Below are 12,320 nucleotides of genomic sequence, written 5' to 3' on the forward strand. Positions count from 1 at the left end.
AGACGGTGGCCGGGTCACCCGTCGGCAGCAACCGGGCCCCGGGCGGACATCCCGGCCAAGTGGCCGCCCGCCCTCCGCTACGTCGCCGACGGCCCGCGGGCACCGCCACCCCGGCCCCATCGCGCCCCGGCCACAGCCCCGTCACGATCCCCAGGCACCTCTCGCCGAGGTGTCATCCCCCGCCCCCGAATGGGGTTACGCACCGGTAACCCGGTCTACCGCCGCGCCGGACGGTCGCCTAGGGTTCGAGCGCGAGGCCCGTTCCCCCCACCCTCATTCCCGGAGGTCAGCAGCCGCATGAGCATCAGTACGACCACCCGAGCCGTCCTCGGCGGGCGCCTGCGCTCGACCACCGGCCTGCTGGGCGGCTTCGCGGCCACCTCGGCGGCACACCTGGGCGCGATCCTCTCCGGCACCTCCGTGCTCCGCAACGCCACCAAGCCCGCCCTGATGCCCCTGCTGGCCGCGCACAGCGTCTCGGCGGCGACGGCGGCGGAGCGGGAGGCGCCGAAGCTGCTGGCACCGGCGCTGCTGCTGAGCGCGGGCGGGGACGTGCTGCTCCAGCTCAAGGACGACACCGCGTTCCTGGCCGGAATGGGCTCCTTCGCGGCGGCGCACGTCTGCTACGTGACGATGTTCGTGCGCCAGGGGGCGCTCACCGACCGCAAGCGCGCCCTCCTGGTGGCGGCCGCGTACGCGGGGGCGTGGGCCGGCATGATCGGGCAGCTCTGGCCGGACCTCGGGGACCTCCAGGTGCCGGTGGCGGGCTACAGCCTGCTGCTCGCCTCGACCGCCGTCACCTCGGCGGGGCTGGGCTGGCGCACCGGCCTGGGCGGGGCACTGTTCCTGCTCTCCGACACCCTGATCGCCACCCAGCTGGCGAAGTGGCGCGAGCTGCCGGGGCATCAGTTCTGGATCATGGCGACGTACATCCTCGCCCAGTACCTGCTGGCCGACGGCGCCCTGAAGGCCGAGCAGCGGCAGGCCTGAGCCCGCCCCGAGGCGCCCTGGCGTCGCGGGGCACCGCGGCAACACCATCGGGACACCACCGCGCCGCCGGTCCGAGAACAGTCCGGCGGCGCGGCGGATGCGAGCGGGAGGCACGCGGAAGGGCCATCAGGCACCGCGCCTCCGCAGCAGCCAGAAGCCGCCGACCCCGCCGGCGACGAGCACCAGGCCGCCCGCCAGCTCGGCCGGGTCGCCCGCGACCGAGCCGCCGAGGCCGGTGTGGACGGAGCCGTGCGGGGCGACCTGCTGGCTCCCGGCACCGGACTGACCGAGCGAACCGGCCCACTCCCCGGCCGCCTTGCCCCAGTCGCCCAGGCCTTTGTCGGGGCCTTTGTCGGTGCCCTGGTCCGGGCCCGTGACGGTGGTGACCGTGACGGACGTGGAGAAGGCACCGCCGTCGGGGCAGGTGCCGTCGACCTTGCTGTCCCCGCCGTGCTGGCCGGCCAGGCGCGCGGAGCCGCTGTGCTTGCCGTCCGGGCCCAGGGTGAGGGTGGCCGGGCCGCCCTCGAAGGCCGCCGAGTGGGCGGTGATGGTCTTCGCGTCGGGTTTGTCCGACTTCTCGCAAGAGACCGTGACCGTCACGGTCTGGCCCGGTGCGGCCTGGGACGGGCTGACCGAGGCCGCACCGTCCCTGGCGATCGCGAGGGGGGCCGTCAGACCGGTCAGTACCGTCGCGCCGATCAGGGCGGCGGCGGCCGTACGCGTGGGGCGCATGCCGGAACCTCCGGGATTCTCGGGCGCGGCCGGGGACTCCCATGTCCACGTGGTCGAACAACCGCACCCAGTCACTCACCGACGGTAGGCACCCCTTCGGCGCCCGGCCACCGCGCAGGACCGTTCGGGTTACGGGCGGTAGCTGTGCGTGACTCAGAGATCCAGGTCGACGACCACCGGGGCGTGGTCCGAGGTGCCCTTGCCCTTGCGCGCCTCGCGGTCGACGTAACTGTCGGTGACGGCGTCGGCGAAGGGCTCGTTGGCGTAGGTGAGGTCGATGCGCATGCCCCGGTTCTTCGGGAACGCCAGCTGGCGGTAGTCCCAGTAGGTGTAGGGGTGGTCGTACTTGAGCGGGCGGGGCACGACGTCGTGCAGGCCGACCTCGCCGAGGGCCTCCAGCGCGGCCCGCTCGGCCGGGGTGACGTGGGTGAGGCCCTCGAAGGCGGCCACGTCGAAGACGTCGTCGTCGGTGGGGGCGATGTTGAAGTCCCCGAGGACGGCGAAGGGGCGCGGCCCGGCCGCGTCGTCGGCGGAGGCCTTGCGCAGGGCCTCCAGCCACTCCAGCTTGTAGCGGTAGTGGGCGTGGTCGACCTCGCGGCCGTTGGGCACGTAGACGGACCAGACCCGGACGGGGCCGCAGGTGGCGGCGATGGCGCGGGGCTCGACGTCGGGCAGCAGGGCGTCGTCGGCGAGGTAGCCGGGCTGGCCGGGCAGGTCGCGCACGACGTCGTCGAGGCCGAGCCGGGAGACGATCGCGACGCCGTTCCACCGGCCGTTGCCGTGGGCGGCCGTCTCGTAGCCGAGCGCGCGGACGTCCTCGTAGGGGAAGGCGTCGGCCGCGCACTTGAGCTCCTGGAGGCAGAGCACGTCGGGCTTGGCGCTCTCCAGCCACTCCAGGAGCTTGGGCAGCCGCGCGGTGACGGAGTTGATGTTCCAGGTGGCGATGCGGACGGTCACGGCGGGCGGCCTTCCCGGGTCGTACGGACGGCGGACGGGGTGGGCGCCCGCTGGGAGCGCCCACCCCGAACATACCGCCCGCTACCGACAATCCCGGCAGGCTCCGGTCCGCTTCTCAGCCCGCGGGCCGGACCACGGCGGCCGCGCCGCCGCCGCGCCGCACGGGTTCGGCCGCGGCCACCCAGCGGCCGTCCGGCAGCCGCTCGACGCCGGTCGCGGCCCCGATCTCGTCCACCGGGCTGAAGCGCTGCCCGAGCGCCTCCAGCCCGGACCGCTCGGGCAGCGCGAGGAAGCCCGGCTCGGCCTGGGTGGTGGCGGTGTTGCGCTGGCTGGCGCGCGGCGCGGCGATGGCCTGCTCCAGGCTCAGGCCGCGGTCGAGTCGGCCGAGGAGCACCTGGAGCGTGGTGGTGATGATGGTCGCGCCGCCGGGGCTGCCGGTGGCGAGCAGCGGCTCGCCGTCGCGCAGCACGACGGTCGGCGACATCGACGAGCGCGGCCGCTTGCCGGGCCCGGGCAGGTTGGGGTCGGGCACGCCGGCCGCGAGCGGGGCGAAGTCGAAGTCGGTCAGCTCGTTGTTGAGCAGGAAGCCGCGGCCGGGGACGGTGATGCCGCTGCCGCCGGTCTGCTCGATGGACAGGGTGTACGCGACGACGTTGCCCCAGCGGTCGGCCACCGTGAGGTGCGTGGTGTTCTGGCCCTCGTACGGCTCGGGGGCGGCCTGGCCGCCGTCCGCGCACTCGGCCGGGTCGTACGGGTCACCGGGGGCGAGCGGGCTGGTCAGGGCCTTGTCCGGGCTGATCAGGCAGGCCCGGGAGGCGGCGTAGTCGGGCGAGAGCAGTTCCTTCGTCGGCACGTCCGAGAAGCGCGGGTCGCCGAGCCAGCGGTTGCGGTCGGCGAAGGCGATCCGGGAGGCCTCCAGGAAGTGGTGGTAGTACTGCGTGCCGCTGTAGCCGGAGACGTCGCCGTTCTCCAGGATGCCGAGGGCCTCGCCGACGGTGGTGCCGCCGGAGCTGGACGGGGCGATCGAGTAGACGTCGTAGTCCCGGTAGGCGACGTGTGTCGGGGCCTGGCGGCGGACCGCGTAGGAGGCGAGGTCGGCGGCGTCGACCTTGCCGGGTCGGGCGTTGCGCCCGGAGGCGGGGTCGACCGGCGGGTGCTGGAGGGTGTTGACGACGTCCCGGCCGATGTCGCCCTGGTAGAACGCCTTGGTGCCGTCCTTGCCCAACTGCCGGTAGGTGGCGGCGAGATCGGGGTTGCGCAGGACGGAGCCGACCTCGGGGAGCTTGCCGCCGGGCAGGAACAGCCCGGCCGTCGCCGGGAAGTCCTTGAAGCGGCTGTAGTTGTCCTCGGTCATGCCGCGGAAGGTGGCGTTGACGACGAAGCCGTCGTCGGCGATCCGCTCGGCGGGCCGCAGGTTCTCGGCGAGCGAGCGCGAGCCCCACTGCCGTAGCGCGTCGTCCCAGGTGGCCGCGGTGCCGGGGACGCCGACCGACAGGCCGCTGGTGACGGCGTCGGGGAAGGCGAGCGGCTTTCCGCCCTCCAGGAAGAGCCCGGTGTCGGCGGTGCGGCCGGCGGTCTCGCGGCCGTCGATGGTGTGCACGCGGCCGGTGGCGTGGTCGTAGTAGACGAAGTACCCGCCGCCGCCGATCCCCGACGAGTACGGCTCGGTGACGCCGAGGGCCGCGGCGGCGGCGACGGCCGCGTCCACCGCGTTCCCGCCCTTGCGCAGCACCTCGATCCCGGCGGCGGTGGCCTCCGCGGACACCGTGGACACGGCGCCGCCCCACCCGACCGCCTCCGGCACGTGGGCCGGCGGCGCCACCGCCCCGGCCGGCCCGGCGGCGGACCACACCAGAGCACTCGCGAGCAACAACGGTGGCGCGAGGCGGGTCAGAGCCCTCATCCCATTCCTCCTGAGTCGGCGTCAACTCCGTTGTTTCACAGGAGGTGTGATCCCGACAACCACACGGCGGCGGCGAAGTGCGGCGACCGGCCCCGACCCCGGCCTCCGACGGCCGGGACTACTGGAAGGCCGAGGGCTGACCCTTCGGGAGTTTGCGGTCGGGGAGGACGGCCGACAACCAACAGCGAACAGATAACAGAAAACGAAATCTGTCATCTGTTATCTGTTCGCTGAAAGTTGTTCGCCGCCCCCCGCCCTACAGCGCGCTGCGCTCGACCCGGCGGCGCTTGATCGTGCGGAAGCGGCGGGCGACCTGGCGGGCGAGGTCGGCGGCGCCGACCAGGCCCGCCTCGTTGCCGAGGGCCGCGTGGACGATGACGGCCTCGGGGCGGAAGCCCCGGCCGGTGAGGGTGCGCCGGAAGGTGTCCCGGGCGGGGCCGAGCAGGAGGTCGCCCGCCTCGGAGACGCCGCCGCCGATGACGAACCGGCCCGGGTCGAGGGCCGCGGCCAGGTTGGCGATGCCGACGCCCAGCCAGGTGCCGACCTCGTAGAGCAACTCGGTCGCCGTCGGGTCGCCGGCCTGCGCGGCCTCGGTGACCAGCGGGCCGGTGATGCCCTCGACGGTCCCGCCCGCGAGGGCCAGCAGCGGCTGCACCACCGGCGACTCCTCGGCGATCAGCTCCCTCGCGTCGCGCACCAGCGCGTTGCCGGAGGAGTACTGCTCCCAGCAGCCCCGGTTGCCGCACGGGCAGCGGTGGCCGCCGGGCACCACCTGCATGTGCCCGAACTCGCCCGCGAGCCCGTACTTGCCGCGGTCGACGTAGCCGTCGCGCACGACGGCCCCGCCGATGCCGGTGCCCAGCGTGAGCATCACCATGTGGTCCTCGCCGCGCCCGGCACCGAAGCGCCACTCGGCCCAGGCCGCCGCGTTGGCATCGTTCTCGACGATCACCGGGAACCGCAGCCGCTCGCTGAGCGCCTGCTGGAGCGGCTCGTTGCGCCAGTTGAGGTGGGGGGCGAAGAGCACCTTGGAGCGGTCGGCGTCCACCCAGCCGGCCGCGCCGATGCCGACGGCGTGGACGTCGTGCCGGTCGGCGAGCTCCAGCACCAGTTCGACGATCACGTCCTCGACGACCTTGGGGCTCTTGCTCTTGTGCGGGGTGTCGGTGCGCAGCTTCTCCAGCACCTTGCCCTCGCCGTCCACGACGCCCGCGACGACCTTGGTGCCGCCGATGTCGATGCCGATGGTGGGCAGCCGCAGTATCCCGGCGGGCAGGGCGCGGCGGCGGCGTTCGGCGCGCGGGCCGAGGCCGAGCAGGGTGGGCAGGACGGCCGGCCGGGTGCTGCCTTGGGGGCTGTTCACGGCTTCGGACGCTCCTCACGGGTCTCGGAACGGGTGTCGGAACGGGTGGTCTCGGAACGGGTGGTCTCGGAACGGGAGGCGTCGGAACCGGTGGTGTCGGTACGGGTGTCGTCAGCGCCGGACGCGCCGCGCGGGCCGCCGCCCGCGTTCGGCCGCGCCAGCTCGTGGGAGAGCTCGGCGAGGTCGGAGCCCCCGGCCATCTCGGTGGTGAGCTGTTCGAGCCCGATCGCGTCGCGCGGGTGGCTGCCGGCCATCCGGCCCCGCTTGAGCAGGGTGAAGTGGTCGCCGACCAGGTACGCGTGGTGCGGGTTGTGCGTGATCAGGACGACCCCGAGCCCGGCGTCGCGCGCCGCGGTGACGTACTTGAGCACGACGCCCGACTGCTTGACGCCCAGGGCGGCGGTGGGCTCGTCCAGGATGAGCACCTTGGCGCCGAAGTGGACGGCGCGGGCGATGGCCACGCACTGGCGCTGGCCGCCGGACAGGGTGCCGATCGGCCGGTCGACGTCGTGCAGGTCGATGCCCATCCGGGCGAGCGCCTCGCGGGTGGTGGCGCGCATGCCGTCGGCGTCGAGGCGCAGGCCGCCCCAGCGGCGCAGGCCGCGCTCGGAGCCGAGGAAGAAGTTGCGCCACACGGGCATCAGGGGGACGACGGCCAGGTCCTGGTAGACGGTGGCGATGCCGCGGTCGAGGGCCTGGCGCGGGGAGTCGAACCGGACCTCCTCGCCGCCGACGGTGTAGACGCCCTCGTCGTGCCGGTGCAGCCCCGCGATGATCTTGATCAGGGTGGACTTGCCCGCGCCGTTGTCGCCGAGCACGCAGCTGATCTCGCCGGCCCGCAGGGTCAGCGAGACGTCCTGCAGCGCCCGGACGGTGCCGTAGCTCTTGCCCACGCCGTCGAGCGCGAGCAGTTCGCCCTCGGAAGGAATCCCGGCAGTCATCGCGGCCCCCGCTCGGCCCGGCGCTTGACGAACGCGTTCAGCAGGGCGGCGAGCAACAGCATCGCGCCCAGGAAGAACTTGAACCAGTCCGGGTTCCACTGCGCGTACACGATCCCCTTGCTGGCCATGCCGAAGATCAGCGCGCCGAGCGCGGAGCCGGCCACCGAGCCGTAGCCGCCGGTGATCAGACAGCCGCCGATGACGGCCGCGACGATGTAGATCAGCTCGTTGCCGACGCCCTCGCCGGACTGGACGGTGTCGAAGGAGAACAGCAGGTGCTGGCCGAGCACCCAGGCGCCGAAGCCGACGCCGAGGTAGAGCACGGTCTTCGTCCGGGCGACGGGCACGCCGACCGCGCGGGCCGCGGCCGCGTCGCCGCCGACGGCGAAGATCCAGTTGCCGAAGCGGGTGCGCAGCAGCACCCAGCTGCCGACGGCGAGCATGCCGAGCCACCACCACACGGTGGCCTTGACCGTCAGCCCGCCGACGGTGACCTCGGAGGCGAACAGCCAGCGGCAGGAGGCGAAGCCCTGCATGTCGGAGATCGGCTTGGTCGACACGGTGCCGGAGACGAGCTTGGTGACGCCGAGGTTGGCGCCGGTCAGCATCAGGAAGGTGCCGAGCGTGACGATGAAGCTGGGCAGCCTGGTGCGCCCGAGCATCCAGCCGTTGAACCAGCCGACCGCGAGCGCGGCGGCGAGCGAGACGACGACGCCGACCCAGGTGACGGCGGTGAACTGGTAGGAGACCATCGACGAGGTCAGCGCGGCGGTGGTGACCAGCACGCCGGCCGACAGGTCGAACTCGCCGCCGATCATCAGCAGGGAGACCGGCACCGCCATGATCCCGATGGTGGACGCGGCGTAGAGCACGGTGCCCAGCGAGGCGACCCGCAGAAAGGGTTCGGCGGCGGCCGCGAAGACCAGGAAGACGGCGCCGGCGGCGATCAGCGCCCCGAGCTCGGGGCGCGCCAGGAGGCGCCGCAGGGCCGCCGGACGGTCCTGGACGAGGAAGTCCGCCGCACTCGGCGAGAAGCTCGACGGAGGGCCGGACGCAGGGCCGGGCGGAGGGCCGGACGGGCTGCTCAACGGGTCCCCCTCGCGACGTACTCGGCGAGCGCGTCCGCGTCGTTCTTCGTGAGGATCTGCGGGCCGGTCGCGACCGGCTTGCCGCCGCCGAGCATGTCCAGGTTGGACTTGTACAGCCACAGCAGGTCGACGCCCTCGTAGCCCTGGAGGTAGGGCTGCTGGTCGACGGCGAAGCCGACGCTGCCGGACTTCAGCCCGGCGACGACCTGGGTGCCGAGGTCGAAGGTGTCGAGCTCGACCTGGCGGCGGGCGTCCTGGACGGCCTGGAGGCCGGTGGCGGCCATCGGACCGGAGAGGGTGAGCACGGTGTCGATGGCCGGGTCGGCCTGGAGCTTGGCGGAGATCGCGGCCCGGGCGTCGGGCATGTTGACGCCGTCGACGTAGAGCACCTGGAAGGAGGCGCCGGGCAGCGCGGAGCCGGACTGGGCGCCGGAGCAGCGCTGCTCCTGGCCGACGTTGCCCTGCTCGTGGATGACGCACAGGACGGACTTGCGGCCGCGGGAGGCGAGCTCGGCGCCGGCGGCCTGGCCGGCCGTCGTCTCGTCCTGGCCGATGTGGGTGAGCGCGCCGAACTTCGCGGAGTACTCCTGGCCGGAGTTGATCGTGATCACGGGGATGCCGGCGGCCTTGGCCTTGGCGAGGACGGCGGCCATGGCGTCGCCCTTGGCGAGGGTGACGAGCAGGCCGTCGACCTTCTGGTCGATGGCGGCCTGGACGAGCTGGACCTGGTTCTGGGTCTGCGCGTCGTTGGAGTACAGGAAGGTGATGTTGTCCTTGGCGGCGGCCTGCTCGGCGCCCTTGCGCACGCTGTCCCAGAAGGCGTCGCCGGGCCCGGCGTGGGTCACCATGGCGACCTTCCAGCGCGGGGTGGTGACGGCGCCGCCGCCGGCGGCCGCGGCCTTGGCGCGGGCCTCCTCGGCGCGTCTGCCTCCGGTACTGCTGCAGCCGGCCACGGCGACCGCGACCGCGAGGACGGCGAGGACGGGCCGGAACCGGCGGGACGGGCGAAAGCGGGTTGTGCTCATCCCACGATTCTCTCCGTAACCGCGGTACGGGCTCGCACCGCCTCGCCCGGCGGCCGGGGCGGGGCGGACGGTAAGGTGCCTCGGGGCACCTTCCTGAGCGTCGGCTGGACACCTCGTCCGGCGGACGGCCGTCCGGGTGGCAGACTAGACGCCGATCCGAAAGCGGAACATCACAGAAACGTGATGTTCCTCTCAGGTTCCGCACAGATTCGGACGGCAACCGATCCCGGGTTCAACGCCGTCCCTTGCCATTGGAGTGCGCGCGGGCGAGTGGGGCCCGAGCGGCTTGCGATCCGGATAACGAGAACTGATGCAACTGACAGGTACGCCCTTCTTCATCCTCACGGTCGTCCTCGTGCCGGTGTCGATCGCGGTCGCGCTGTTCTTCTGGGGCAAGGTGCGCGGACCCGAACCGGTCAAGGTGCTCTCGCGGCTGGTCATGATCGTGTTCTGCCAGATCACGGCCGTGCTGACGGTCTTCGTGATGGTGAACAACGCGAACCTGATCTACGGCAGCTGGGACGACCTGCTCGGCACCGGCGACCACGTCCGCGCGGTGCCCGCTGTGCCCAAGGACGACGCGGCCGGCGCGGCCAAGTCGGGCGGGGACGCCAAGCCCCCGGCGAAGGTGCTCCAGCAGTTCGGCGGCGTGAACGACCCGGCGGTGCCCGGCGACGTCAAGAAGACCGAGCTCAAGGGCCAGGTGTCCGGCGTCGACGGCGAGGTGCTGGTCTGGACGCCGCCGCAGTACGACGACCCGGCGTACAAGGACAAGAAGTTCCCGGTCGTCGAGCTGATCCCGGGCTACCCGGGCTCGTCCTCCACCTGGTACGGCACCCTCAAGGTGTCCGAGCAGCTCAAGCCGCTCATGCAGCAGGGCAAGGTCGCCCCGTTCATCCTGGTCTCGCCGCGCACCCTGCTCCTCGGCAACCACCAGGACGCCGGCTGCACCGACATCCCCGGCAAGGTCAACGCCGACGCGTGGGTCACCCGGGACGTGCCGCAGATGATCATGGACAACTTCCGGGCCGACCCCTCCCCCGATCGCTGGGCGATCGCCGGCTACTCGGCCGGCGCGCACTGCGCCGCCAAGCTCTCGCTGGCCCACCCGAACCGCTACCGGGCCGGCATCAGCCTCTCCGGCTACAACGACCCGGCCCAGGAGTCGGACTCGCTGGTCGGCAAGAACCCGCAGCTGCGCGAGGCCAACAACCCGGTCAACATCCTGAAGACCGCCCAGACCCCGCCGAAGGTCTCGCTCTTCATCAGCGGCGCCAAGGGCGACGGCTTCGAGGACGCCCAGGCGCTGGCCGCCGCGGCCAAGGCCCCGACCACCATCCAGGTGCAGGAGACCACCGGCCCGCACACCACCGACCTGTGGAAGCGCATGGTGCCGAACGTCTTCGAGTGGCTGACCGGGATCATCCCCGCGCAGTAACGATCACCCGAACGCAGAAGGGGCCCGCCGCGAACGTACGCGGCGGGCCCCTTCGTCATGTCGTCCGGGTGTCAGGCCAGTTCGAGGGCCAGGTAGAAGTCCACCCGGTCCTCCAGGCGCGAGAGGTCCCGGCCCGTCAGCTCCTCGATGCGGCCGATCCGGTAGCGCAGCGTGTTGACGTGGACGTGCAGCTGCCCGGCGCAGCGCGTCCAGGAGCCGTCCGAGCGCAGGAACGCCTCCAGGGTGCGCACGAGGTCCGCCTGGTGCTCGATGTCGTAGCCGATCACCTTGTCCAGCAGGCGGCTGCGGAACGCGCGGCGCACCTCGTCGGGGACGGCGGCCAGCAGGAGCACGTGCGAGGCGAGCTCCTCGGGGCCGGCCACGCACACCCGGCCGACCCGGGCGGCGGCGATCCGGCGGGCGTGCCGGGCCTCCTCCAGGGCGCCGCGCAGGCCGCCGGCCTCGGAGGCGGGGGCGGAGACGCCGAGGGTGATGCGGCCCTCGGAGCCGAGGCCGGCCTCCAGCGGGGCGAGCAGTTCGCGCAGCGTGTCGGCGGGCACGGCGGCCTCCAGCACGGGCATCACGACGACCGCGCCGGTGCCGGCCCCGGCGACCAGCGCGCGGTCGGTGGTGCCGCCGAGCGCCTCCTCCAGGACGGCCCGCACCATGCCCTCGGGCAGGCCGGTGCCGTCGGCGCTGAGCACCAGCCAGGAGCCCTCCGGGGCCTGCGGCTTGGGCTCGGCGTTCTCGTACCGGGCGGCCATCGCCGAGGAGGCGTACAGGGTGCGGCTGATCTCGGCCGGGTCGGCGTCGCGGCGCAGCCGGTCGAGCAGTTCGTCGGCCAGGCGGCGGCGCAGCCGGCGGCCCTCGTCGCGGCGCTGGCGCTCGGCGGCGACGAGGCGGGCGAGGTTCTCGGCGAGCTGCTGGCGCTTGGTGGTCCATTCGGTGACGTCGCCGGCCACGGCGAGCACCCAGTCGGCGAGCGGCGCCTCGTGCTCGGCGTCGGCGGTGGCCGGGGCGGGCAGCAGCGAGTACGCGCCGGTGGCGAGGCGGGCCCGGTGCGGGGGGCGGCGGCGCTGGCGCTGGGCGGCGAGGTGGGCGCGCACCAGCTGGTCGCGGTCCTCGGCGGACAGGCGGTCGGCGGGCCCGGCGATCACGGCGCCGGTCGGGGTGAGCACCCAGCAGTCGAGGTCGAGGTCGCCGCCGAGCAGGTCCAGGACGGCGTCCAGGCCGCCGCCGCCGGCCGCCGAGACGAGCAGCCGGTGGCGGTCGACGAGGGCGGCGAGGTCGGCGGCGCGGTCGGCGGAGACCTGCCGGCCGACGAACTCGGTGACCGTTCCGAAGGCGATGTCGTCGGGGACGGCGAGCAGGGGCATCCGGTGCCGGCGACAGGCGTCGACGAGGTCCTCGGGCACCGGGCCGACCTCGGCCTCGCCGGCCGCGAGGGCGACGGCGCCGCCGGCCGCGATGGTGCGCACGAAGCGCTCCGAGTCGGCCGGGCCGGTGCGCCAGAGCATGCCGGTGAGCACCAGCTCGCCGCCGTGCAGGTAGCGCCCGGGGTCGTGCAGGTCCGTGGTCATGACACCGCTGACCTGCCGGTCCAGCTCGTCCTCGGCCGCGAGCAGGCGCAGTCGCGGGGCGCCGGGGGCGAGCAGGTCACGGACACGCATCCGCAGACTCCTAACGGGCTGGATCGGTGGGGGTGAGGGGCCCGAACGCGCTGCCGGGGGTGACAGTGTGCCCGAACATCCGTGCTTGGCGTTACGTCCGTCCGGGACGGCGGGTCACGGGCCCGTAGCTCCCGAATCACGGCCGGATTACGGTCGTAGGTAGCGCCTGGTGATTAGCTGGACTGCGACGTTGTCCTCCTTAGAGGAACGTAC

At 73.4% G+C, this 12,320-nt stretch carries 10 protein-coding genes; 2 read left to right on the top strand and 8 right to left on the bottom strand.

Annotation, left to right across the window (positions count from 1 at the left end; all coding sequences use genetic code 11):
* Window positions 1-297: 297 nt before the first annotated feature.
* Complete coding sequence (locus tag ACFXDE_RS00790) at window positions 298-990, top strand: lysoplasmalogenase (RefSeq protein WP_380437873.1); 693 nt, start codon at window positions 298-300, stop codon at window positions 988-990.
* A 126-nt stretch (window positions 991-1,116) separates the two neighbouring features.
* On the opposite strand, the gene ACFXDE_RS00795 is transcribed toward ACFXDE_RS00790, so the two are convergent.
* From ACFXDE_RS00795 to ACFXDE_RS00825, 7 genes are all read right to left on the bottom strand, one after another.
* Complete coding sequence (locus ACFXDE_RS00795) at window positions 1,117-1,722, bottom strand: hypothetical protein (RefSeq protein WP_380437871.1); 606 nt, start codon at window positions 1,720-1,722, stop codon at window positions 1,117-1,119.
* A 153-nt stretch (window positions 1,723-1,875) separates the two neighbouring features.
* Window positions 1,876-2,679 carry an exodeoxyribonuclease III gene (locus ACFXDE_RS00800; RefSeq protein WP_380437869.1) on the bottom strand — a complete coding sequence of 268 codons (804 nt, stop codon included), beginning with the start codon at window positions 2,677-2,679 and terminating at the stop codon, window positions 1,876-1,878.
* Between the two features lie 115 nt (window positions 2,680-2,794).
* A complete protein-coding gene (gene ggt / locus ACFXDE_RS00805; protein ID WP_380489435.1) occupies window positions 2,795-4,582 on the bottom strand; it encodes a gamma-glutamyltransferase in 1,788 nt (595 codons plus the stop codon).
* 256 nt (window positions 4,583-4,838) lie between these two features.
* Complete coding sequence (locus ACFXDE_RS00810) at window positions 4,839-5,945, bottom strand: ROK family glucokinase (protein ID WP_380437863.1); 1,107 nt, start codon at window positions 5,943-5,945, stop codon at window positions 4,839-4,841.
* Window positions 5,942-6,886, bottom strand: a complete 945-nt coding sequence (locus tag ACFXDE_RS00815) for an ATP-binding cassette domain-containing protein (RefSeq protein ID WP_380489438.1) — start codon at window positions 6,884-6,886, stop codon at window positions 5,942-5,944. The genes ACFXDE_RS00810 and ACFXDE_RS00815 overlap by 4 nt, the downstream gene beginning before the upstream one ends.
* Entirely contained in the window at window positions 6,883-7,974 is a 1,092-nt protein-coding gene (locus ACFXDE_RS00820) for an ABC transporter permease (protein ID WP_380489439.1), read from the bottom strand. Before ACFXDE_RS00820 ends, ACFXDE_RS00815 begins: the two co-directional genes overlap by 4 nt.
* Complete coding sequence (locus ACFXDE_RS00825; RefSeq protein WP_380489441.1) at window positions 7,971-8,999, bottom strand: substrate-binding domain-containing protein; 1,029 nt, start codon at window positions 8,997-8,999, stop codon at window positions 7,971-7,973. Before ACFXDE_RS00825 ends, ACFXDE_RS00820 begins: the two co-directional genes overlap by 4 nt.
* Window positions 9,000-9,309: 310 nt before the next feature.
* Here ACFXDE_RS00825 and ACFXDE_RS00830 point away from each other — a divergent pair, with 310 nt between their 5' ends.
* A complete protein-coding gene (locus ACFXDE_RS00830; protein ID WP_380437857.1) occupies window positions 9,310-10,437 on the top strand; it encodes an alpha/beta hydrolase in 1,128 nt (375 codons plus the stop codon).
* A gap of 71 nt (window positions 10,438-10,508) precedes the next feature.
* Here the strand turns inward: ACFXDE_RS00830 and ACFXDE_RS00835 are convergent, their stop codons facing one another.
* Window positions 10,509-12,107: a PucR family transcriptional regulator gene (locus tag ACFXDE_RS00835; RefSeq protein WP_380437855.1), complete on the bottom strand. Its 1,599-nt coding sequence runs from the start codon at window positions 12,105-12,107 to the stop codon at window positions 10,509-10,511.
* Between the last annotated feature and the right edge of the window lie 213 nt (window positions 12,108-12,320).

Origin of the sequence: Kitasatospora sp. NPDC059408 (assembly GCF_042751525.1) — a bacterium.
GTDB lineage: Bacteria > Actinomycetota > Actinomycetes > Streptomycetales > Streptomycetaceae > Kitasatospora.